The 22,281-nt window shown below is 66.9% G+C and carries 27 protein-coding genes and 1 riboswitch; of the genes, 16 read left to right on the top strand and 11 right to left on the bottom strand.

Features of this window, described 5'->3' with window-relative positions:
* Nucleotides 1-227 precede the first annotated feature (227 nt).
* The 6 genes from OG858_RS46910 (at nt 228) to OG858_RS46935 (ending at nt 4,760) form a co-directional block, all read left to right on the top strand.
* Entirely contained in the window at nt 228-599 is a 372-nt protein-coding gene (locus OG858_RS46910) for a hypothetical protein (protein WP_330346663.1), read from the top strand.
* 225 nt (nt 600-824) lie between these two features.
* Nucleotides 825-1,232 (top strand): PadR family transcriptional regulator, encoded by a 408-nt coding sequence (locus tag OG858_RS46915; protein WP_330346664.1) that lies wholly within the window; start codon nt 825-827, stop codon nt 1,230-1,232.
* Nucleotides 1,233-1,237: 5 nt separating this feature from the next.
* Nucleotides 1,238-1,534: a hypothetical protein gene (locus tag OG858_RS46920; protein WP_330346665.1), complete on the top strand. Its 297-nt coding sequence runs from the start codon at nt 1,238-1,240 to the stop codon at nt 1,532-1,534.
* A gap of 41 nt (nt 1,535-1,575) precedes the next feature.
* A protein-coding gene (locus OG858_RS46925) for an IS3 family transposase (protein ID WP_408059457.1) occupies nt 1,576-2,768 on the top strand; the annotation gives its coding sequence in 2 pieces (ribosomal slippage) (nt 1,576-1,870 and nt 1,870-2,768; 1,194 coding nt in all).
* Between the two features lie 101 nt (nt 2,769-2,869).
* Complete coding sequence (locus OG858_RS46930; RefSeq protein WP_330346666.1) at nt 2,870-3,199, top strand: hypothetical protein; 330 nt, start codon at nt 2,870-2,872, stop codon at nt 3,197-3,199.
* A 568-nt stretch (nt 3,200-3,767) separates the two neighbouring features.
* Nucleotides 3,768-4,760: an FRG domain-containing protein gene (locus OG858_RS46935; protein ID WP_330346705.1), complete on the top strand. Its 993-nt coding sequence runs from the start codon at nt 3,768-3,770 to the stop codon at nt 4,758-4,760.
* 433 nt (nt 4,761-5,193) lie between these two features.
* Here OG858_RS46935 and OG858_RS46940 read toward each other — a convergent pair whose 3' ends face one another.
* From OG858_RS46940 to OG858_RS46965, 6 genes are all read right to left on the bottom strand, one after another.
* Nucleotides 5,194-5,616, bottom strand: a complete 423-nt coding sequence (locus tag OG858_RS46940) for a hypothetical protein (RefSeq protein WP_330346667.1) — start codon at nt 5,614-5,616, stop codon at nt 5,194-5,196.
* A gap of 523 nt (nt 5,617-6,139) precedes the next feature.
* Nucleotides 6,140-6,817 (bottom strand): hypothetical protein, encoded by a 678-nt coding sequence (locus OG858_RS46945; protein ID WP_330346668.1) that lies wholly within the window; start codon nt 6,815-6,817, stop codon nt 6,140-6,142.
* 80 nt (nt 6,818-6,897) lie between these two features.
* Nucleotides 6,898-8,133 carry an IS701 family transposase gene (locus OG858_RS46950; protein ID WP_330346706.1) on the bottom strand — a complete coding sequence of 412 codons (1,236 nt, stop codon included), beginning with the start codon at nt 8,131-8,133 and terminating at the stop codon, nt 6,898-6,900.
* Between the two features lie 172 nt (nt 8,134-8,305).
* Nucleotides 8,306-8,515 carry a hypothetical protein gene (locus OG858_RS46955; protein ID WP_330346669.1) on the bottom strand — a complete coding sequence of 70 codons (210 nt, stop codon included), beginning with the start codon at nt 8,513-8,515 and terminating at the stop codon, nt 8,306-8,308.
* On the bottom strand, nt 8,512-8,799 hold the full coding sequence (locus OG858_RS46960) for a hypothetical protein (protein WP_330346670.1): 288 nt from the start codon (nt 8,797-8,799) through the stop codon (nt 8,512-8,514). Before OG858_RS46960 ends, OG858_RS46955 begins: the two co-directional genes overlap by 4 nt.
* Complete coding sequence (locus OG858_RS46965; RefSeq protein ID WP_330346671.1) at nt 8,796-9,128, bottom strand: hypothetical protein; 333 nt, start codon at nt 9,126-9,128, stop codon at nt 8,796-8,798. The genes OG858_RS46960 and OG858_RS46965 overlap by 4 nt, the downstream gene beginning before the upstream one ends.
* Nucleotides 9,129-9,418: 290 nt before the next feature.
* On the opposite strand from OG858_RS46965, the gene OG858_RS46970 reads away from it, so the two are divergent.
* Entirely contained in the window at nt 9,419-10,168 is a 750-nt protein-coding gene (locus OG858_RS46970) for an AbiV family abortive infection protein (RefSeq protein WP_330346672.1), read from the top strand.
* Between the two features lie 497 nt (nt 10,169-10,665).
* Here the strand turns inward: OG858_RS46970 and OG858_RS46975 are convergent, their stop codons facing one another.
* The 3 genes from OG858_RS46975 to OG858_RS46985 form a co-directional block, all read right to left on the bottom strand.
* Nucleotides 10,666-11,169, bottom strand: a complete 504-nt coding sequence (locus OG858_RS46975; protein WP_330346673.1) for a ricin-type beta-trefoil lectin domain protein — start codon at nt 11,167-11,169, stop codon at nt 10,666-10,668.
* Between the two features lie 224 nt (nt 11,170-11,393).
* Nucleotides 11,394-11,798, bottom strand: a complete 405-nt coding sequence (locus tag OG858_RS46980) for a hypothetical protein (protein WP_330346674.1) — start codon at nt 11,796-11,798, stop codon at nt 11,394-11,396.
* 78 nt (nt 11,799-11,876) lie between these two features.
* Nucleotides 11,877-12,467, bottom strand: coding sequence for a hypothetical protein (locus OG858_RS46985; protein ID WP_330346675.1), 591 nt, complete (start codon nt 12,465-12,467; stop codon nt 11,877-11,879).
* 184 nt (nt 12,468-12,651) lie between these two features.
* Here OG858_RS46985 and OG858_RS46990 point away from each other — a divergent pair, with 184 nt between their 5' ends.
* Complete coding sequence (locus OG858_RS46990) at nt 12,652-13,179, top strand: hypothetical protein (protein WP_330346676.1); 528 nt, start codon at nt 12,652-12,654, stop codon at nt 13,177-13,179.
* A gap of 145 nt (nt 13,180-13,324) precedes the next feature.
* Nucleotides 13,325-14,050: a hypothetical protein gene (locus tag OG858_RS46995; protein WP_330346677.1), complete on the top strand. Its 726-nt coding sequence runs from the start codon at nt 13,325-13,327 to the stop codon at nt 14,048-14,050.
* A 258-nt stretch (nt 14,051-14,308) separates the two neighbouring features.
* On the opposite strand, the gene OG858_RS47000 is transcribed toward OG858_RS46995, so the two are convergent.
* Nucleotides 14,309-15,145 carry a hypothetical protein gene (locus OG858_RS47000; protein ID WP_330346678.1) on the bottom strand — a complete coding sequence of 279 codons (837 nt, stop codon included), beginning with the start codon at nt 15,143-15,145 and terminating at the stop codon, nt 14,309-14,311.
* A 327-nt stretch (nt 15,146-15,472) separates the two neighbouring features.
* Here OG858_RS47000 and OG858_RS47005 point away from each other — a divergent pair, with 327 nt between their 5' ends.
* The 7 genes from OG858_RS47005 to OG858_RS47035 all read left to right on the top strand — a co-directional run bounded on the left by OG858_RS47005 (nt 15,473) and on the right by OG858_RS47035 (nt 21,039).
* Nucleotides 15,473-16,516, top strand: a complete 1,044-nt coding sequence (locus tag OG858_RS47005; protein WP_330346679.1) for a hypothetical protein — start codon at nt 15,473-15,475, stop codon at nt 16,514-16,516.
* Nucleotides 16,517-16,594: 78 nt separating this feature from the next.
* Nucleotides 16,595-17,209, top strand: coding sequence for a hypothetical protein (locus OG858_RS47010; protein ID WP_330346680.1), 615 nt, complete (start codon nt 16,595-16,597; stop codon nt 17,207-17,209).
* Nucleotides 17,210-17,264: 55 nt separating this feature from the next.
* Nucleotides 17,265-18,389, top strand: coding sequence for a tyrosine-type recombinase/integrase (locus tag OG858_RS47015; protein WP_330346681.1), 1,125 nt, complete (start codon nt 17,265-17,267; stop codon nt 18,387-18,389).
* Between the two features lie 27 nt (nt 18,390-18,416).
* A riboswitch (cobalamin riboswitch) is annotated at nt 18,417-18,546 on the top strand.
* Between the two features lie 182 nt (nt 18,547-18,728).
* Nucleotides 18,729-18,983 (top strand): hypothetical protein, encoded by a 255-nt coding sequence (locus OG858_RS47020; RefSeq protein ID WP_330346682.1) that lies wholly within the window; start codon nt 18,729-18,731, stop codon nt 18,981-18,983.
* Nucleotides 18,983-19,267, top strand: a complete 285-nt coding sequence (locus tag OG858_RS47025; RefSeq protein WP_330346683.1) for a hypothetical protein — start codon at nt 18,983-18,985, stop codon at nt 19,265-19,267. The genes OG858_RS47020 and OG858_RS47025 overlap by 1 nt, the downstream gene beginning before the upstream one ends.
* 538 nt (nt 19,268-19,805) lie before the next feature.
* Nucleotides 19,806-20,297, top strand: coding sequence for a hypothetical protein (locus OG858_RS47030; RefSeq protein WP_330346684.1), 492 nt, complete (start codon nt 19,806-19,808; stop codon nt 20,295-20,297).
* A 388-nt stretch (nt 20,298-20,685) separates the two neighbouring features.
* Nucleotides 20,686-21,039 carry a hypothetical protein gene (locus tag OG858_RS47035; protein WP_330346685.1) on the top strand — a complete coding sequence of 118 codons (354 nt, stop codon included), beginning with the start codon at nt 20,686-20,688 and terminating at the stop codon, nt 21,037-21,039.
* Nucleotides 21,040-21,125: 86 nt separating this feature from the next.
* Here the strand turns inward: OG858_RS47035 and OG858_RS47040 are convergent, their stop codons facing one another.
* Nucleotides 21,126-22,220, bottom strand: coding sequence for a site-specific integrase (locus OG858_RS47040; protein WP_330346686.1), 1,095 nt, complete (start codon nt 22,218-22,220; stop codon nt 21,126-21,128).
* Between the last annotated feature and the right edge of the window lie 61 nt (nt 22,221-22,281).

Raw genomic sequence — 22,281 nt, forward strand, 5'->3', positions numbered from 1 at the left:
TGCTCCGTGGCCCCGCCCGGCTCCCCTCCCTCCCCGCCAGCCTCTGAGGTCGAGCACAACGACGATGCCCGCCGCACGGCATGCGGTCCGCCATGTAAACCCCGGCGAGTAGCCGCCCCACGGGCAACCGGCACGGGCGCCACGGCCGGGTGATCTTCGGGGTCTGGCCGTGACGCGCGGGGTGCCTGCGGGGGTTGCCGGGCATGAGACAGCGGCGGCGGTTGGTGATGGCTCTGGTGCTGGCGTTCGCGGGGGTGGTGTCGACGGCTTCGCCGGCGGCAGCCGACTCCAGCTCGTGCACGCACCACTGGAGCGGCCCGCAGGTCTGCATCCGGCTGGAGGGCCGCAATTCGTGGAACTCGGTCACCGCGATTTGGGTGAACCCGCCCAAGCATGTGAAGGCGCGGACGGTGCGGCTGTTCATGAAGGGTCGGCAGTTCTCCGACCCGCAAAAGGCGGTGCGCGTCGGCAAAACGGTGTCCTTCACCTGGTCGTCGATGAACACCAGCACGGGCACCACGCTGTGCGTGCGGTTCAAAGGGATCAACCGGGTGGCTTGTGACCGCACCAAGTACATCGCCAACCGGCCGTCGCACTGACTGCCGCTCCGTACGGCCCGCACGGCCAGTGCGGTAGGCGCCACGGAAGGGACGACGGACATCACCGCGGCGGCGAACGCCGGCTCTTCGACCGCTTGCGCGGGTCCCGGCGCTTCGCCATGCAGGCCTACACCCCACCCCTTCAAACGCCACCCACATGCAAGGGTTGCACTAGCCAGAACTCGGCTAATGCAACGACGAAATGAGGGGTGTACGGTGGTGACTATGAATCAGAGTGACCTCACACCTGCGATGGTGAGGATCCTTCAGACGTTCTTGGAGGATCCGGATCGCACGTTCTACGCCACCGAGCTGATGAAGGCTGCGCGAGTTGGCAGTGGCTCGCTCTATCCGGCGCTGACCCGGATGCAGAACGCTGAGTGGCTCGTCGAGGAGCCCGAGGACATCGACCCGCGCAAGGAGGGGAGGCCCGCGCGCCGCAACTTCACCATCACCCCCAAGGGTGCGCTCGAAGCGCACCATGCGCTGGTGGAGTTGAGTGCGGCAGTGCGCCCGCCGGCCTCGTCCCCCGGTTGGCTCGTCCCGAAGCCGCTCGCGGAGTACGCCTGGGCTGCCGTTGAGCGGTTGGGCTCGCGGCTCGGCTGGACCCACATTCAGCCGAAGGGGCTCTGACGTACGTGAACACCCTCCTCAGTCTCTCCGCCAAGGCGACCGAGACCGGTAAGAACGGCTTTGTTTGGATCGGTCACGATCTTGACGGCTGGATCGTTGTTCTCATCGCTGCGGTCGTCGGCGCCTTCATCTACGAGATGGTCACGGCGCTGACGCGAGCGGTCACCTTGCGGATCCCGTTTCTGGTCCTGAGGTTCGCGCGCCTCGGCGTGCCGAAGGAGCTGCGGGATGAGCTCTACGCCCGCTGGGAGAGCGAGCTGTGGTACATCCTTGAGCTGACCCCGGATTCGTGGAGTCCCTGAAGCCAGGCTTATGATCCTGGCCCGAAGGAGAACCACGAGCAGTGCCAGCACCACGCAAATACCCGGACGAGCTCCGCGAGCGGGCCGTCCGCGAGGTCCGCACCACGGGCCGGCCGATCGCGCACGTCGCCAAAGACCTGGGCATCCACAAGGAAGCTCTGCGAGGCTGGGTCCGCCAGGCCGAGGCGGACGCCGGCGAGCGCGACGACCGGCTGACCACCGCCGAGCACGAGGAACTGAAGCAACTCCGCAAAGAAGTAGCGGAGTTGAGGCGGGCGAATGAGATCCTCAAAGCCGCGAGCGCGTTTTTTGCGGCCGAACTCGACCGTCCCCGGACGAGGCCGACCAGGTGATCGAGCACCTCAAGGACAAGGGTCTCGGGGTCGGGTTCGCCTGCCGGGTGCTGGGGCTGTCGGAGTCGGCGTACTACGCGCGCAAGAAGCGGCCGAAGTCGGCCCGCCGACTGCGCGACGACCAGCTGATGCCGCTGATCGAACAGGTCCATGCCGAGTCCGGCGGCACCTATGGTGTCCGCCGGATCACCCGCGCGCTCAGGCGCAAGGGCGTTCTCGTGGCACGCTGCACCGTCGAGCGGCTGATGCGTGAGCTGGGCCTGGAGGGCGTGATCCGCGGGCAGCGTCGCCGCACCACGGTGCCGGAGCCGTCGGCACCCAGGCCGCCGGACCTGGTCGACCGCGACTTCACGGCCTCGCGGCCGGATCAGCTGTGGGTGGCGGACATGACGTATGTGCGCACCTGGTCCGGCTGGGCGTACGTGGCGTTCGTCCTGGACGTGTACTCGCGGATGATTGTCGGCTGGCAGGTCGCGAACCACATGCGGACCGAACTGCCTTTGGACGCACTGGAGATGGCGTTGTGGAGACGCCGGATCAAGAAGGACTCCGGCCTCATTCATCACAGCGACCGTGGGTCGCAATACGTGTCAATTCGGTATACGGAGAGGCTGTCCGAGATCGGGGCTTCAGCCTCGGTCGGCTCGGTCGCGGACAGCTACGACAACGCGATGGCCGAGGCGCTGAACGGCACCTTCAAGGCCGAGCTGATCGAGATGCAAGGACCGTGGCGGGACGTCGACCAGGTCGAGCGGGCGATCTTCCAGTGGGTCACCTGGTACAACGAGGAACGGCTCCACTCCGCCCTCGACTACGTACCGCCCGCCGAGTACGAACGCGAGTGGTGGCGGCAACGGGAAGCCACCCCGCAGTCCGCCTGAAGCAAGATCACCGGACTCTACGAAACTCGGGGCAGCTCATCCTCGCCCCCGCCAAGAAGGGGTGGCTCGCCCGGCTTCTGTTCGTCCGGTTCATCGCGGGGATGATCTACGCAGTGCCGATCGCGGTCTTCGGTGCGCGAACCCAATCGAAGCTCATCGCACCAAGCGTCGCCGAAGCGTCTATTGAAGACGCACCGCCAAGCCGGGAGAGGCAAGAGGTGAAGCGTGGGGCGGAGGTCAGATCGCTGACCGCGCTATACGCCATGCTCGCCGCCACGATCGTGCTCTTGCTCGCTGCTGTCGTGAGCGTGGCCTACTTGGTTCTCGACCGCTCCATCTTCATGTCCCTGAGCGTGGCACTCTCGTCCGTTGCAGGTATGGCCTTCACCCTCCTGATATATCTGTACCGGCTACGGAGTGACCGCAACTGATCTGCGTCTCGTGTATCCAGCACACCAGATGGCCAGCCGACCGGGCGCCGAGAGTTGAACGATCATTGGCGCTTCCAGAGAGGCTACGTTCGGCTCGCGGGCGTCGTCCCACCTCGTGCGGAGACCTCCAGTCCTCATTGGCAGGGCTGGAGGTCTCCGCGTGTGTACAACCAGATGTCCGAATGCGGGGATACGCCCTTTCGGCATCAGTTATCTAGGGGGTGAAGGCACTTCACGTGGGTCAGAACGCGTGATCCGGTGTCAGGCAAGTGAGGCAAGTGGAGCTTTGTCATGACCCAGGAAGGCGTTTCGGCCGAAACGTTTTCGGGTTGCCCGTTCGGAGTGCGGCGACGCGTCTGCGAAGTGGTTCGGCCGAACCACTTCCTTGCGGGACTGCCGCAGGGCGTCGGCGTGCCGTCCCCTGGAGGTTGGCGGCCCTTCTGTAATCCTGACGACGCTGAGGCGTCTCTCATTGCGCTGTGCGTCAGCCTCGCTCACCTATTATTCATGCATGTCCGCTAACTCGTACCAGACGGCTGGCCGTAATAGAGGCGGCGGCACGCGCGCCATGGTGCGCCCGGGCTCTACCGGTTCGTTGGCTGGAGAATTCTTTGCGGAACGTGAGATCAACTCGCAGATTGGACTGAATGACACGCAAGAAAGCCTGTGGGAATGGCTCAGGGAAGGAGCAGAAAGTAGTCACTCGGCGGGCTGCCCCGTGCTGCCTCACTCGTCGGCTGAGAATATCTTCTACAGGGGGCAGTCCAATGCTGATCACGGTCTCTCCTCTAGCCTCTTCCGAGTCCTTAGTGCCTCAGTGTCAAGAGTCACCGAATACAGGATGGCCAAAGTAGAGGAACACATACTGAAAGTCATGAGAGGACAAGGGCTTGGACGGCTGATGACGGACGGACAACTCTTGGGCCTCTTGCAGCATCATGGTATCCCGACCCGGCTCATCGACGTGTCGAAGTCCCCGCTGGAAGCCCTGTTCTTCGCCGTGGATCAGGACCATGATCTGGACGGCCGACTGTTTGTGATCCAGCTCCACCCAAGCGACGGCGGTGAGACAGACACCATCGACCTTACCGACCAACACCAGTTGGAATGGGCAGACGCTGCACGCGGCGAGCAGTACGCCAAATCGAGCTGGACGGGCCGAGTGGCAGTCATTGATCCACAGGACCTCGACCCTCGAATGCGCGCCCAGCAGGGATGTTTTCTCGTAGGCGGCCTCATCGCCAGCTACTCCCGGCGGCAGATGCAGTTTCGTGGCCATGTATTGGCAGCAGATGACCTGGCCGAGATCACGACTCTCAGTATCCGGTTTCCGCAACGCAACGCACCAGGGAAAGCATGGTCCGCTACGGCCTGGACGGTCCGCATTCCCGCGCGTTGGAAGCGCCCCCTAAGCGATCTACTCAGAAGCGAAAAGGACCCAATCACCAAGGACACCATGTATCCGCCCCTAGCTGAGGTGAAACGTTTGGCGATCAGCAAGGCGGACGAGTTGTCCAGGGCCACATGGGTGACCAGGAAGCGCCCGCGCGCGCCCTCGTGACAAGCCAGCGTCACCGCTCGGCCGGGTGGGTTCACATTCCCGGCCGGGCGCTATATGCGCCTGGACGATGGCCGCCACGTCCTCGACCACGTCCCAGAGGCTTCTGTGTGGGTTGCGACCTTGGTTCAGCCGAACCAAGGTCGACGCTTGCCGTACGTGCCCAACGTGCCTGAACAACCCGCAGGTATCCGTTAGGCAAGTGCGCCTAGAGGCCACTTGCCTAACATGCCTGACGCTCTTTCGGCACCCGATATAACGGATACTGCCTGCTGTCCAGCGACAGCCCGCTCGTCGACACGTCCACCCCGCTGGACAGTGCCGAACATCTGCAGCTGCGCACCGCACTCGGCATCATCGCCGAGACCGTGACCGGGCACCTGCCCTCGGATGCATTCAAGGAGTTCTGACCTGCCCCTGTGCTGGTCGGTCGCCCTCAGCGGTCCCTGCGCTGGGCGTACCAGGTTGCCTGCGTGTGGGGCTTTGGCTCGTAGACGTACCATCCGGTCCACACCGGCAGGGGCGAGTCTGTGACAGGGAAGACGCCCCGATAGAAGTGCAACGGCTCCTGCTCCTCACCTTCGAACGCGAGTCTGAACGTGGCGACCACGACTTTCCCGCTCACGGAGACACTCAGGGGCGGGTTCCCGCCACCCGTCAGGGTGGATCCGTCCAGCTCTAGACCTGTCAGCTGTCCCATTTCGACCCGAGCGGACGCTGTGAAGGAGGGCAACCATGGCAAGGGGTGCACGTCCGCGGTGCCGGTGAACCCTCCACTGGGGTCGGGAATGTCCAGACGCAGGTCGACCGTGACATTGTCCGACCGAAACAGCGCCCACTGACCGTCAAAGACACCCATTCGTTTCCCCAAGGGTTAGTTCATCCAGTCACGCTGGTTTCCCCTGGCGGCCGCGTCCCGTAGCGGGATTGGCGCGCAGTTCCCCGGATCGGACGCAGAGCTGCCCTGCCCTGGAGCGCCGCGCCCGCATGCTGCCCGGGGGACGCGGGGATCGTGACCGCACAGGCTGCTGGTTCAGCGGCGATTCGACTGGCATGCAGCGGACGTAACCACCCGCCATCAACCCTCGTCGTTCATGATCAATATCACCGATACTGACTGTTCCGCTAAGGCCCGATTTGCGACCTTGTTTCGGTCGAAACAAGGTCACTCAACCTTGGTTCGCACGAACCGAGGTTGAGGGCAAACGCGTACGTCGCGAACACGCCGTACATGCCTGAACAACCCACGAGTATCTGTAAGGCACGGGCGCTGCGGGCTACTTGCCAGAACATGCCTGACGCTCAATCCGCACCCTAGTACTCCAGCCGTAGATCGTTACGGTCGTGGCAGCGTGCGGCAGATACGCATTGCCAGGCCCGTCCTACTCGGGTGGGGCGGGCCTGCCCAGCCACGGCCTCAGGCCCCGCTGCGCGACCCGCAGCACCTCATCAGGCGGCAGTCCATCGGCTGATTCGATCACAACGAGTCCCCAGTTCTTCCGGCCGACGGTGTCGAGCGTCACCGCACGCTCGCGCAGCAGGTACTTCACCGCCGACGCAACGTCAGCCACTGGAGGGCTTACCTCGGAGCGGGCGAGCTTTTTGACATACCAGTCCAGCCACTGCTCCCCTTCTCTCCTGGCGGCTCGGGACAATGCGGCTTCGGCGTTCCCATCGAGAAAGACCATGACCCGGCAGAGAGGCGCGAGCACCTCTGTGAGGTCAGTCATGAACGCATCGATCGTCTCTTCGCCGTGCCCCATGGCCAGCAGCGTCGGCACGAACGGCATCAGGGCGTCCGCGATCACCACGTCATCGCCGGTCGCCAGAACCGAGTCAACGAACTCGGCAGTTGTTGCGATCAACGTCCCCAGGTCGACGGCGCCGGTCGCCTTGAACTCCCCAGCCACCGCGGCGAACTGCGGCCTGGTCAAGATCTCCTCCTCGCGGAAGTGGTCCACCCGCAGTCCCGCGTCGACCAGCCATCGGGACAGGCCGGCACAGAGCGTCGACTTGCCCACTCCGGGAGATGCTCCCCACACGGTGATCAGAACAGTCATAGCTGCCGAGCCTAGGAACGGCAGTCATTCGCTGCCAAACACACCGCGTCTCCGCCCCTCCCTGAGACAGGTCCTGTCCTTCATGCCGGAACGGATCGGCGCCGGTAGTGGCTGGTCCGGGATCGGGCCTGATGGCGGCGGCGCCAGTCGGACCAGCTGAGCCGATGGGCGACGTCGGGGTCAGGCCGGACGACGAGCGTAATGAACAAGCGCTGGATCTCGTTGCAGGTGAGCTGTATGAGGCCGTCCGGTGTGGGGCTGCGGGCGTGTTCGTCCGCGCGGACGACGGCCAGGAAGGCATGCGCGAGCATGGCGAGGGTGACCCAGCGGGACCAGGATGCGTAGCGGCGGACCTGGTGCTCGTCCAGGGCGGTCAGGCCCTTTCCGGCCTGGAAGAACTCCTCGACTCGCCACCTGGACCCAGCGACTCGCACCAGCGTGGTCAGGGGAACCGGTTCGGGCGAGTAGCAGCGGTAGTAGGCGACTTCGCCGGTACTGCGGCTGCGGCGGATCAGGAGTTGGCGACTGCCAGGTCCGCCATCGGTGAGGTCAATAACCGCCCAGTCGTAGAAGCGGTGGCCCTTTGCCCCGGCCCCGGCGGACAGCTTCTGCCAGGCCCGCTTGGGCACCTTCTTGGCGAGGCTGTCCGCACGGAACTTCCTCGCGCCGGTGGTGACGCCGTGTGAGCACGCCACCGCGAGCACGTAGCTGATGCCGCGCACCTCCAGCGCGGTTCGCAGTTTCGGGTCGCCGCCGTAGACCTCGTCGCCCGCAACCCAGGTGGCACGGTGGCCGGCGTCCAGAAACCGAGTGACCATGCGGGCCGCGAGCTCCGGCTTGGTGGCGAAGCGCGTCTCTTCTCTCAGTCCCGTGGCGCGGCACCGGTCAGGATCCGAGGTCCAGGAGCGCGGAATGTAGAGTTCCCGGTCCACGGCCGCGTGCCCGCGCTGACCTGCGTAGACCATGTAGACAGCGACCTGCGCGTTCTCGATCCGGCCAGCGGTGCCCGTGTATTGGCGCTGGACGCCGACCGTGCTGGTGCCCTTCTTCACGTCCCCGGTCTCGTCGACCACCAGAACCGCTTGGTCGTCTGCCAGATGCTCCAGGACATAGCCGCGCAGGTCGTCGCGGACCTGGTCGGCGTCCCACTTGGCCCGCCCGAGCAAGTGCTGCATGCCGTCCGGGGTGGATTCCCCGGCCCACTCGGCAATGCTCCAGCAGTTCTTGCGCGGCAGATCCGAGAGCATTCCGAGCACCAACTGCCGGACCCGACGCCGCGGTTCGACCCGACCGAACCGACCTGCAATCTGGCTCATCAGGCCCTCGAACGCCTCCTGCCAGCGGGCAGGGTCTACGCTGTGACCTGCGGCCACCGCATGATCGTTTGTCTTCACACACCGATGATCAACGGTGGCCGTACCCATGTCCGCACCGACCCCCACGGACAAGATCACGATCTACGGCTGGAGTACTAGATAACACCCACCCTCACTGGGTTTCAGCGCCGCGTTGCCATGCGCGGAGTGTGTGCCGGTGGCCGTCGTTCTCCTCGGTCACCTGGATGGTCACCGCCAGGTCGCTGCCGTAGATGCCGACCCACTGGCGGTACACCTGGAGCGGGGTTGTGTCCGTGCTCCACTCGCCGGTGACGGCGGGGCCGTCCTCGCGGAATCGGAGGACGGCGCGATAGGTGGTCATGGTCCCGAGATGACGAAGATCAGTTCGACGGTGCCGGGGTCGCCGGCTTCGGCGGGGTCGTGGACTCGGTACAGCACCGCGATCTGGTCGCCGGTGTCGGTGGTGGGGCTGGTGCTGATCTGCCGTAGCTCGGCGCCCTCGATGGGCTCGCGGCTCGATGCGGGATCGCGCGGGTCTGCGGCGAGCGTGACGAGGATGTCGTGGACGGCCTTGCGGCCGGCGGGGCTGAGGTGCGCGAACTCGTCGTACAGCCGCGGCGGTACGACGACGTGCCAGTTGGTCACGCGATGTCGTCCAGCCGGTCGAGGTGGGCCCACAGCTCGGCGACGGGCCGGGCGTCGGCGGTGTTGTCGAGGGAGGCCGTGATGGCGGCCGTCACCTCGGGGCGGGTCGCGAACGCGACCGTGCGGCGGTACTTCGCGACGACCTCGGCCTGAGTCGGCGAGCCGAACTTGGCCGCGTCGAACTCCGCGTTGAACGCCACCAGCGCGGTCGGGCTGATCACGGCGAGCGCGGCGCGCAGCTCTGCGGGCGTCTGGGGCCCTTCGTGGGCTTCCAGCCGGTGCGGGTCGGCGTACGGCCGGGGTCCCGGCTCGTGCGGTAGTGCGCTCATGCTCGGCCTCCTGGTGGTGATGCGCGTCCTACGGTACGCGCTCGACGGCACCGCCGTGGAGGCGTCGAGGGACGTCGGCGCTCTCCTCGGCGGCTCCGTCCTGGCAGGGTCGACCGGTGCCACGTGGCTGCGCGCAGGGGCCGTGCCGCAGCCGAACCGGAGAGCCAAGGTGACAAGGAACCAAGGAGGCAAGAACCCAACCGGGGTGCCGGCTCCGGCCGGGCTGTGGCTTCTGATCATCACCGGACAAAGGGGGTGCTGTGACGGGGCTGGCCTGGGACAGTTGCCGGATGGCGAAACTCCCCACCGATCCGGACGTGATGGCGCGTACGGTCGTCGACATCGCGGCCGCGTCCTTCACGAACGCGCGCGCCCTGCTTACCGGTGCTCAGGCTGTCCTCGACACACGCCAGTGGCCCACGGCTTTCTCCGTCGCCGCCCTGGCTCTTGAGGAGGTCGGCAAGGCGGCCATGTGCATGACGATGCTCGCCATGCCTCCCACGATGCGCGAACAGTTCCGTCCCCAGTTCGAGAAGGCGTTCGTCGACCACCGGACGAAGGCAGGGTTCGCGCACCTCATCTTGGGGGTGGTCGCCGAAGCGATGCCGGCCAGCCTCGATCAGCTGATGGCGGACGCGATCGAGTCCGCCCGCAAGAGCAACGCCGTCAAGTTCCGAGGGTTGTACGTCGACTACACCGATACCGGCGTCCTGCTGACGCCCGCCTCGGTGGGCGAGAAAGAGGCCAGGTGGATGGTCGCGACCGTCACCACGGCGCTCGCCGAGTCCGTTGACACTGAGGCGGCCGTGGCCGACCCTGACGTCCTCCTCGACTTCCTCAGCGAGTGGCAGGACGGCGTGGACTTCCACGCCCTTGAGGCGTATGTCGAGAGCGCTACGGAGGAGTTCATCGGTCATATCCGGGCGTTCGTCCGCGACGACGTACCTCCGCCCGCCGACTTCCTCGGCCCGGCTCTGGCGAGGAAACTCGCCGCAGCCGACGGCGCACCAGACTCCGGCCCTCTGCCCGATCCTGCATAGGATTTTCTCTCCTCGACGACGTAGGTCAGAGGTGCTCGTGTTGTCTGTGGGACTGGAGTAAATGCAACGGAATACACCAGTTCAGGACGGCTAGGTTGGCGGCAGCCCTACAGGTTCCCGACGCCTTGGAGTCCCGCATGTCTCCCACGCCCAAACCCGACCACTCTCACGTCATCGTCACGGCCTGTCTCGGGGCTGTTGTCGCAGGTCTGGCCGTCGCGGCGGCGCCGGAGCTGCTTCCGGTGCTGGCCCTCGCTATAACGGTGTTCGCCGTGTTGATCTCTCTGCTTCGGGAGTGATCTGTCCCGGGGGTGGCCTGTGCTGACTACGAACGGTTCGTGGTCATCAGCCGCGACACTCTCCTCCGGGACATTCTCATCCGCGCCCTACCAGTGTCCCCCGCCCTGACGTTGTCGAAGAGCGTGCCGGCACTCGGGATGTGCCGGCAGTCTCCGCCGTGGCCGCCGCTAGATCGCTGCCGGGGCCTGGGCTTGTGGTCAGGGGAGTGGTGTGTAGAGCCATTCCTGAGCGGCCCGGTCGCTGGTCGGGGCCAGGCGTACGGTGCCGTCCTTCGCGGCCTCCCACGACAGGCTCTTGCCGTCCTCATCCGTCTGGATGTGGTCGGTGGGCGCGTCGTTGGTGAGGGGCTGGGACACCCACAGTTGCCTGCGGTCGTCCTCCTCGCACGGGGCCAGGGCCAGGGCCTGGCGCTCCGCGGGCGCGACACACATGCCGGGTACCGAGTCGACGCGCAGTGTCCCCCAGCTGTAGCGGAGCCGCTGCGCGGTGTCGCGCTCGTCGCACTCGGCCAGGGCCAGTCGCAACGGCGGCTCGTCGGCGCTCTGGGGCGTCGCCTGCACCCTCACGCACCGGTCGCCGAGGGCGGAGCGAATCAGCACCCGCTGCTCGTCGGGGAACGCTCCCGCCGGGACTGCGGCCGCGGCAAGCGCGCCCACCACCATCGTCACAACGCCGAGCGTCCGCATCGTCGTTGGCCTCATCGCGTGCCTCCTCGGTGATCACTGCTGGTATGGCCAACGACCTGCAGGGGGCGCGGGTACGCCCCTACCCGTCACCCGTGCTGGTGATCAACCCGCGTGGATTGGCGTGCGCACGCGAACTTGCCCCGCCGTGCGGGCCGCAGAGCCGATACCCGCGTGGCCAACGGTTTATCTGGGCAGATTGAACGGATCTTGGCTGGTCAGATGGGTGGTGGGCTGTTCGGTTAGCTGCGGGTGCCGGGCTGCTGGATGCCCTGCCACCTGGGCCCAAGCCCGAGTGTCCGGCGCTGTCGGCGTCTCTGGGAGGCCCTGGGGGCGCCTGGCGGTGTGCTGGTGGGGGAGGGGGCGGTGGTGTCCTCTGCCGGGGCATCGTCGGCCGGGGGCAGGTGCAGACGGCGGCGCAGATCTGCGGTGGCTTGCAGGATGGGTGTGAGGATGTCGCCGGCCTCGGGGTGGGTGCTGGCCAGGGCCTGCGCGGTGGTCTCGATCGTCTCCACCGCGTCCTCGGCGGCGGCGCGGTTCCACCGCTCGGGGCCCACGGCGTCGTGCAGCGCGCAGGCGTGGTCTGCCAGTTGGGCGGCGAGCTGCTCGACGCCTGGTGCGGCGGTCGAGGGGAGGAGACTCCACATGCCCTGGTCCAACGACGGCCGGTCCTGTCCGTTCCCTGGCAAACTGATCGCGTTGCTGTCTGTAGTCAGAAGCCGAGTTCAGAAGGTCTTCGGACCTTCCACCCACTTCATGATCTCTTCCATGCGTTGCCTGATTTCATCGCGAAATGGCTCCGCCTCGCTCGATGTCAGCGTGAGGTCCGGGAAGAGCGACCACCGGAATCCGTCTTCGCCGCGCGGGGGGCTTATCTGGAAGACGGTCATGCCCCTGCCATCCGGCAGGAGGTTGATGCGGTGCTCAGCGACGACGCGATTCGGCACCCTCGTCAGCAGCTCGCGCGCAAGGTCGGCTGTGGTCTTCTGGAACCTGGCGCTCTGCGGCGCCAAGACGTAGTCCGCATCGTCCCACGTCTCGATCACGATGGTTTTGGGGGTCGTCTGGGCCACCCTCTGGATCTCATCGAACGAGAGGCGTGTCGCCTCACTGGGGCGGCGGTTGTTGAACAAGAGATACACAGCTCGGTCCGAGACGGCTGACGTGATCCGTTCGCCCTGCCCCAGTATGAGCCAATCGTGACGGCCTCCGACGAGGCTCGGGCAGTCGTACTGAAGTCTCTCACCGGGCTCCAGGAAGCCATTGAGAGACTTCTCCATTCCGGCGAGCCATCTTCGCTTCAAAAAGTTCGGCATGGCCGAACCATAGGTCCAGTTGGCGAGGAGGGAACATCCCGAGTTGTTGCCAGAGCACGGTCAGCGGAGTGATCGCGGGACACGGAGGCCGACCCGGCACTGTGGCAGACGAAATCCCTCGCCTTTTCCAGCCATGGAGTGCATCCTGACCCGTTATGCCTCGTACTCGACAAGGGGAAGTGACGTGACCGATACCCTCCAGCCAGACCCAGAGATGATGGGTGCGGCCTTGATCGGCTACTACCAGGCTGTTGAGCGGTTCCTGCGGGACGCGACGCGGGTCACCGAGCACGACGACGGCTTCGCCGCCCTCGCCTCCGCGACGGAGTGCCTCTTCTGGGCATGCTCATTGGAAGAACAGCTGCGCAAGAACGACCCGACGTACGCGAGTAACGCTGACAACTACGGTCGGAGGCTTGTTCAGGGAGCCCGCTGGGCGCGCAACCAAGCCACTCATCAACTCGCGTTCATCGTTGCCCACTCTGATGGCCCGCAGTCTCCGCAGGGCATCCCCCCGACGCAGGTCGAAGTGGTGTGGCGGCCCGCCGATGAGATGCCGGCGCCGGACCAAGAACGCCGGAACCAGCGCGCGGCGTACGAACAGCACCTGGCTGACCGTCCCGTACGCGTCACCTTCGACTACATCAAGGGCTTCTTCGCATCCGAGCAGAACAGGCCCGGCTCATTGCTCAACCGCACCACTCAGGCGTGAGGGGGAGCTGATCAGTTTCCCCGGGAACCGATCGTTTCGCCGATCAGATAGGGCGGGAACCGCTCGCCTTCACTGGGAACGGACAGGTCCATCGGGTGCCCCAAACCTCCCTTGATCAACGCTTAATCTGGCTAGAATATTCGGCATGTTGCAGGTCAGCGGAGTGAAGCCGTTTGTCGTCGTGGTCGACGACAAGGAGGATTTGCAGGCTCTGGACGCCGTGGTGTCAGAGGCCCGGCGGGCTGAACTGGCGTGGTTGGCGGCGGCTCGGAAAGACGCCGGCATTGCGTGGCTGCGCGGAACTGCTCTCTCGGAGGCTCGTCGTCAGATCCGGGTCGAACAGCAGCGGTTGCGCGAGGACGGCACGCTGTACGGGACGAAAGACCTGGTCATGACCCGGGCGGTGCGGGCTGAGCTGCACTCACGCAGGATGCTGACGGCCTGGCCGGACCCTCCGCCGGGCGAGACCAGCGCTCCCGGGCGCCGCTGGGGGATCTCGCCCGATCCGTGGGCCCTCCTCGCCCTCGAAGAGAAGGAAGAGGAGGGGGAGGAGAAGCAGAAGAGGCCGCGGCTGTCCTTCAAACTGCCCGCGGCTCTGGGCGAGACCCTGGTGCGGGCGGCGTACTGGACGAGTGCGCCGATCGTCGCCGAGCTCCAGGCCTGGGATAAGCGCTGGGGCGACGGGCCGACGGTGATCCTTCGGGAGGCGATGCGGCGCAACGGCGGCAGGGTGACCGACCTGGACGTCATGGTGGCCATGCTCGCGCCGCGTCCGGAAGCGGGCGCGCTGGAGGATCGGGCCCGGCTCCGCGCGCAGATCGTCACGACCGGCACCCTGGCCCGGGACGCCTTGGCGCGCGCTATCCGCTGACCTCTGTGGCTGTGCAAGGCTGCTACCAGTGGAAACACGTTTAAACAGGCCAGATTAATCGGTTCTCAGCCGCTCAAGAAAGCCCCGGGCCGAAGTCCGGGGCTCACCTCGCTGTTCCGTTTCAGCGGTCTCGACCATAGCAGCGGCGGCCGGCTCGGTAGATCAACGCCCTCATAGCTGAGCACGGCGCCGACGACCGGCGGTGCGGGTGCCGGGGCCGCGGGCTCGGGGCTGCCCTTCATCAGCCGCCGCTGCTGCTCAGGCCTCCTGCTGCATGGCGGTGCGGTAAGCGTTGGCTGCCTCTTCCCAGGCGCTGTCATCGCCGGGGGCGGCGCGCAGGGCCTTGGCGCGGGCCCGGTCGCCGACGAGGGACTGGTGGAAGCCCCTGGGGAGAGGATCACCCCCGCGCTCACTCTCGCGGAGCATCCGCTCCTGCAGGTCGGCACGGAGGTCCAACAGGTCGGCCTCCGCCTGCGGGTCGGGCACCAGGTGGTCCATCCGCATACGGTGGGCGGCGTCGCCGACGAGCAGCACCATCTCGATGGTGGAGTGCCGGGGCAGGCCGCCGCTGACCGGGTGTTCCTGGTCGGCCCAGCCGTCGTGCCGGCGCAACCACCGGTCCAGATCGCGGGCGGTCTTCTCTGCGCTGCCGTTGGCCGGGACGGCGCTGCCCGGGGCGTAGCGGGCGCCGTAGGGGATGCGCTTGTCGTCGGGGGTTCCGTCGGGGTGTCGCCGCTCGGGCTTGTCGAGCGGTGCGCGCCATGCCTTGACGGGGTCGGTGAACTTGGTGTGGGCGGACTGGCGGGTGATGCCCAGTGCCTCGCCGATCTCTTCCCAGCTGGTGCCGCGCTCGCGCTCGTAGATGACGGCCTGGCGCTGGGCGTGCTCGGCGAGACGGATCAGCTCGGCGGCCTCGCGTACGAAGCCGCCCGGCGTGACGGTGCTGGAAGAGTCGTCTTCGGTGCCGATGCGGCCGAGCGCGGTCTCGGCGACGTTGCGGTAGGCGTCGGAGAGCATGAGGCGCGCGAGGGCGGCCGGGGTGTACGGGTGCGGCGGATCGGGAGTCGTGTCGGCCTGCGGACTGGTCTCGGTCATGTCGTCATCATAGGACTGACGGAGCAGGACTGTCAGCTCCACTCTGACGTTTGATGAGTGTCAGACTATAATTGACCGATTGCAATCGTCGCTTGCAGCTGACGGAACGGATTCGTCATGCTCGGGCTGACGTAGTGCCGATGTCAGACAGTGGATGACGTACGGAGCGTTTCCCTAAACCCACAGGATAATTACGGTTATCCTGTGCATATGCTGACGTCGGATCAGGACCCCGCCCGTACGGGTGAATCGAGCGACACACCGCCGAAAGAGACGGCCCCGCCGGGAGGTAGCCGGTACGTGCCCTCCGTTGCGGGGCCCACTGAGGTGCCCAGTCCCCACGATGCGCTCCGGCGGGCCAGGATCGCCGTCGACATCCACATGGCGAACCGGCTGGACGACTGCCACATGTGGAAGGAGACCACGGCGACCGACATCCTCCTCTCCACCGCGTCCCCACGGATCCGGTATGCGGAGTTCAACACGGACCACGAAAAGGAGCACGGTGCCGACTGGCTGTGGTGCTGGGTGGACCGCGACGGGACCACCTTCTGCCTTTTGGTCCAGGCGAAGATCCTCAAGAGGCGCGGAAGGCGCTGGACCATCGACTTCGCCTACAAGACCAAGGGCGACAAGGAGCGCCGGCCGCAGATCTCCAAGCTGATCGCCGCCTCGGACCGCTACGAAGCCGCCGCAGCCTACGTCCTTTACTGCGGTGACGCGGAGTACCGCGCGACCCTGGAGTGCGACCGTAAACACGACGGCGTCCCGTGCCGGGAGCGCGACCGGGCCGGGGTATCCGCCATCTCCGCCCTGGTCGCGGAGAATGCCGTTAACCACTGCGGGAAGGACGCGGGCGTGGCCGCCTTCCACGCCGCCGCCCCTGTCGAGGACATCGCCGGCCCCGACAACCCGGACACGCCGATAGTGCCGCTCACCCGAGAACTGCCCAAGGAACTGGCCCGCTTCCTGCGGCAGCCTCAGCGAGGCGCGCGGCGCGCGGCCAAGGAACTGCTCCGCCCGGTCGAGCAGATCAGGATCGGGCAGTTCACCACCGCGACCCTGGAGCGCGCCGACCCGGTCGCCGGAGCCCTCTTCCCGGACCTCCCCGCAGACAGGGGCCACTTCTCGGTGCCCTACCTCGCGCACATGCTGCGCGGCCTGCGCTCCGAGGTCCCCGGCTACGTACGTGACGTGATGGAAGGCAGGACCCCTCCGGCCTGGGTCACCGACCACCTTGCCGGCATCGTCGTCATCACCGACGCGGACGCCCGGCCCACGGCCGGGGGCCGGGTCGCCGACTACCCGCGCAAGGTCATGGAAGACCAGACTGCTTCGGCCGCGGCCACGGACTCGACGGAGGCCGCGTGAACAACAACTCCCTCTCCGTCCCGGATCCGACGACGGCGCCCCTCCTCTTCACCACTCCGGTGCCGAGGGGCGGGACACATGAACGGTGAACTCACCACAGCAATCGTGGCGGCGGTCGTGAGCGCGGGCGCGGCCGGCGTCGCCGTATGGCAGGCGAACATCGCCAAACAGTCCGCAGACTCCGCGCGGATCCAGGCGGACGCCGCGCAGGTCCAGGCGGACGCCGCCCAGGAACAGGTCGCGTTGATGCGACGCCAGATCGAGGCCGAGGACGCCGATCGGCACCAGGCCGCCGGTCCGCAGTTCGTGATCGACCAGGCGCACACCGACACTCGCGATGGCAACACCCCTTACGGGGTGCTGGTGCTCAGACAGGAATCCGGCCCGCCGCTTGCCTCCGTGCTCGTCACCGCGTCCGGCGAGGGCGTCGAGGGCCTGCGGGGCGAATACGCCAGCGCCAGCGACTCCTACCGCTGTGCTGCCGAGACCGACCTCGGCCCGATGGCCGAGGGGAACGGCACACGGGTGGTTCACGTGGCGCTCGACTACCACCACCCCGAGACCACGGTCCTGCTCCATCTCGAATGCCGCGCCCGGGATACCGACAGCGTGTGGCGCCGGTCGATATCCAGCAACGTGGCCCCCGTTCCGGAACCGCCCCGCCGCAACACCTCTCGGTCGCCGTGGATGTAGTGACCGGCCCGAAGGAGTGTCAGGGCCACCGCCGAACCACGCCAGAGGAGGATGCGTGACTTCACCTGCCCTCGAATCACCCGATATGCCGGGGAAGGTGGTTGCCCGCTCGCCCCGGACGACGCTCGCCACGCTGCGGCGTGACCCGCGCGACCTGTGGCCGGAGCACGCGCGGAAGTTGTACGACTTCCTCGTCTCCGTGTACGGCGAGGACGACGCGCTGCCGACGCTCGGGGCCGGGTGGGTCGCCCACCAGCGCTCGGTGAACACTCAGCGCGCGTACGCCCGGGGCTTCCGGGTCTTCGAGGAGTTCGCCCGGGACCACGGCACGCACCCGCTGCAAGTGAAGTTCATGCTGGCCGACACCTTCGCCAAGTACCTTGAGACGACTCCCACCTGGGTGCGGGTCAAGGGCGGCCGGCGCGGCGACATGACCCGCACCGGGAAGCCGTACTCGGACGCCTCGCGGGCGAACGCGCTGTCGTCGGCGTCCAGCTTCTTCGCGTACCTGGACGTGGTCAGCGACGAACCGCTGAAGAACCCGTTCGACGCCGTGCAGCGCCCGGTCATCGACCCGGACTTCTCCCCGACTGAGGGATACACCGAGCAGCAGTGGGTCGAGCTGCTCGTCACCGCCCGGGACCACCACCGGATCTCCGCGTACCGCAAGCGGGCGTACGCGCTGCTGCTTATCCTCTACACCTGCTGCCTGCGCATCGACTCCCTGCTCACCGCGCGGGTCGAGCACCTGGGCTACGACAGGGGGCACCACGTGCTGTGGGTGAAGGTGAAGGGCGGCGGCAAGAAGAAGAAGCCGATCCCGCCCATCGCGTGGGACGCGCTGCAGGACTACCTCGACGGCCGCAGCAGCGGCTGGCTGTTCGAGACGGCGACCGGCGGCCAGCTCGACGAACCAGCCGTGTGGCGGCTGCTGCGCTCCCTGGCGAAGCGGGCCGGGCTCGGCGAGATCAACCACCCGCCGCACGGGGTCAAGGTAGACGCCATCACCCACGCCCTGGCCAAGAAGGACGCACGCCCGGACAAGATCCAGCGCTGGGCCGACCACAAGGACAGCCGCACCACACAGCGCTACAACCGGCGCAAGGAACTGCTCGACGACAGCCCCGGCTACGCCCTCGCCACCGACGTCGCCAGCGCCCTGGAGCACGGCGAGACCTGACCGCCCCGGCGAGTGAGTTCCGTGGCCAACTCCGCTGCGGGGGTAGACTTACGGCGAGCAGTAGCAGGGGAATCCGGTGCGAGTCCGGAACTGTCCCGCAACGGTGAATCTCCTGTAGGGGAGTAGTCCGAACACCTGCCTGCCCGAACGCCCCCGGCATTTCGTCGGGGCCTTCGGCAGGGCACCGGGACACCGTACGCACAGACCTGATGCCCAACTCGAAAATGAGTTGGGCTTCTTTGCTGTCAGGCAGCCCACTTCTCCGCCGAAGGGCTGGAGTCCGACGACCGCGGACTCCTCACCTGGGCCGAACTCCGGCTCGCGAGCGGGAGACCGACTTTGACCGTGCACATCGACCCCGTCGGCGGCGTCCTCCTGGTGGTGGCGTACGTCGTGGGCCACCTCGTTTACAAGCACACCCGGACCGGTCCGACGAGCAAGGGCGACGTCGTCGGCGCGATCGGCTCTGGCACCGCGGTGGCGACCGTGTTGCTGCTCGTCCTCAGCGGCGGCACCCCGGTGGCGCAGACCCCCGCGCCGACCGGGGACGGGACTCCGTCGATACCGACGTCGTCCGTCGTCCCTGGTCCGTGATGCGGCGGCATCCTGGCGTACGTGATCATCTGCGCTGCTGTCAGCGTCTTCCCTGTACCCGCTGCACACGAGCGCGGTTCTGGTTCTACGGCACCAAGGGCGACGCCATCACTCACGCCCTGGCAAGGCCGGACGCCCGCCCCGACAAGGTCCAGCGCTGGGCCGACCACAGGGGCTCCCGAACCACGCAGCGCTCCAACCAGCGCAAGGAGCTGCTGGACGACAGTCCCGGCTACGGCCTCGCCGCCGATGTCGCCGGCGCACTGGAGCACGGGGGCACCTGATCGCTCCCTATGTCCTGGATATGTGAGCGGTGACGGTTACGTACAAGCCCAGTGTTCGGCGTGCCTGCCTCGCTGGCGCTGCTTGCCGCTGTAGTGCTGGTGCCGATCCTTCCTGGTCCGTCCCTACTCGGACCCCAAGTCCACGTTTCCACCGGAAAACTCTGCCCTGGCGAAGTCGACAGTGCGGCCGGAGAACCCTGCCTAGAGAAGGAGACGCGGCCACCAGAGGACGTCGCCTCACTGAAGTACACGTGCCGGTCGGAGAACTCCGCCCTGGCGAAGGAGACAGCGTCGGCCAGTTCGTACGCGGCGGCCTGCTCGACGTCCCCGGCAACCACGGCGCGCAGGGCCATCGCCGTAGTAGCCGCACGGTGGCGTCCGCCGGCTCTCTCGCCCATTGCGAGTTGTTGCTTCCAACCGGCCAACACACATGTAGCGCCCAGCGTGGGGCACGGAGCGCCACCCACCTTCTGTAACCCTAGAAATCCAAGGGTTTCCAAGACTTGCTAGGGTCTTCCGGGGCGGCTAACCTGACGACATGACAGACACCGCGACCACCAACCGCTGCTACTGCGGCTGCCAGACCGCCATCGGCTACGGACGCACCTTCGCCGCCGGTCATGACAAGATCGCCGAAGCCGCCTACCTCGCCGTCCACCACAACGGCTCCGTCGCCGAACTCCTCAAGAGCCAGGGCTACGGCCCCGACAACCCCGTCACGGACGCAGCTGTCGAAGCGGGCGCCTGGAAGAAGTGCGACCACTGCAACTACAAGGGCGCCCCTGAAAGCATCCGCAACCACATGGCCAAGGTGCAGAAGGCTGAGGCCACCCAGCGAGAGTCCCTGGAGAAGTCCGTTCGCGCGCTCGGCGGAACCTGGGACCCGAGCCGCGGAATGCAGACCCTGCGAGACGCTGGTTACCACCCCTCCGAGAAGTACATCCGAGAGGTGTACCGACGACTGGCGGACAGTGGCCTGCTGGAGAAGGTGGATGAGCACCGGGCCATCTATTTCGTCATCGAGAAGTAGGGCTAGCAAGTGGGCCCTGTGCTCGTGAAGATCCGGCCAGGGGACACACCCCCTGGCCGGATCTTCACGAGCACAGGGCCCGTCAAGTGAAACGGCCGAGTCGGGTCTGGGAGTCGGTGGCCGCGACCGTCGTCGACATGGCGTCGGGATTCGGCCTCCCCGGGAGCACCCGACGCGCGTGTACGCCAACTCCTCTGCGGATGTTGTAGATTTGCCCGCAAAGCGCGAGAAGCAGGCCGGTATCTGTGTCCAGTGACAGCCGTTCCTGCGGGGGCTCAAAAAAAAAGCCCTGTGATTGACGCTTCGTCACAATGTCGTCGTGGGGCTCCCCGTAGAGATCGGGCCTGGTCAACCACGTCGACTAGGTCCACGGACATAAGGGCCTCCGTTGAACCTGTACACCGCTTCGTCACCCCTGACCGCGCAGCTGGGTGTCGAGGAGCCGGGGAGCGTTGCGCCGCTCTTCGAGGCGTCGCTCGCCGAGTTCCTCGGTGGGCTGGCCGTCATCGTCGTCGTGGGCGTCGTGACCTGGGCGATCCGCCGGCGTCGGCAGGGGGTGCGCCGCTACACCCTGCTCAACAGCACGGACGCGGACGGCAACCCGGTCCTTCACGTCACCACGCGGCGGGCGGGCACCGTCATCCGGCGCGACGTCGGCCGCGGGCCGGAGCGTTTCGAGCTGACCAGCACCCCGATGGGTGACGGCACCTACGTCGCGGAGCCGCTCGACCGCTACGTCTGACCGCCGCTCCCGCGCGCGACCGGCGGCCAGCACACGGCAGGGCCCGGACGGGGCGATCCCGTCCGGGCCCTGCCCGGCACGCCGTCCTACAGCACCCTGACCAGGGCGTTCTCCTCCCAGCCGTCGCCGTCCTCGAAGTAGCCCTCCATGGCGGCGGAGTTGTCGGCCCATCCGCCCTGCTTGGCGATGACCTTGCGGTCGTTGCCGGCGCGTTTGGAGCTGGTGGCCAGTCCTCGGCGCGGGGAGTGCCCGGTGGGCCGGAAGTCCAGCTCGGCCCACTTGCCCAGCCGGGTGATGACGTCGCCGATGGTCTCGGGGTCGAGTCCGCCGTCCATGACGGTGTGCCACCGGTTGTGCAGCGGCTTGTACGCGAAGTCGTCGGAGTCGTCCAGCGCGGCCTCCGCCTTCCAGGCCCGCCACGCGCGCACCGGGCAGCTGCTCGGCCTGGAGCCGAACGGCACCTTCACCTTCCTCGGCTTGATCTTCGACACACGCACGTCGACCTCCATGCCGTGCTCGGTGACGACGAAGTCACGTACCCGCAGGAAGGCGACCTCGTGCTCGCGCCCGGCGATGGCGAAGCAGGTCAGCCCGATGGAACGGTCGCGGATGCCCAGGCGGTTGTCGGGTGCGGCGACCACGGTGGCGCGCAGGTGCTCGGCGAGCAGCGCGGGCGCCGGTCCCCGGCCCCGGGTCTCCTTGGTCTTCTGCATCTCCTTCACCTTGGCCTTGAGCACCCGGCGGGCGCGGGCGGCCACGGTCTTGTCGAGGACCAGGCGGTGGTCGGTGCGGCCGGTGACCACCACGCCGGACAGACGGCGGTCGATGGTCGAGGGCGCGGTGAAGGTGCCCTTCTTCCAACCGGGCTGCCACCACAGCCACTCGACGAACGCGGTCAGCGACCCGGGCGTGATGGCGGTGACGGGCAGTTCGAGCAGCGCGCAGAACTCTTCCCACTGCTTCCAGTCGGCGGCGTAGGAGTCGGTGGTGTTCTGCGGCCGGAGGTTCTTCTCGTGCTGGGCGGATCGCTCCTCCAGCTCCTGCAGCTTGGCGAGCACGTCGGGGGTGAACGCCGCGGTGTCCGGCGCCGCGGTGGTGCCCGCCGGTCCGGCCGACGCCGGCAGCACCAGCGAGGGGGTCACAACGCGGCGAACATCCGTACTCGTCTCGGTCTGCTCCATGACGTCCCGTCACGCACCTTTGTTCGTAGCGCTGTTTGTCGCATCTGGGTCACGCATATGT

Origin of the sequence: Streptomyces europaeiscabiei (genome assembly GCF_036346855.1) — a bacterium.
Taxonomy (GTDB): domain Bacteria; phylum Actinomycetota; class Actinomycetes; order Streptomycetales; family Streptomycetaceae; genus Streptomyces; species Streptomyces europaeiscabiei.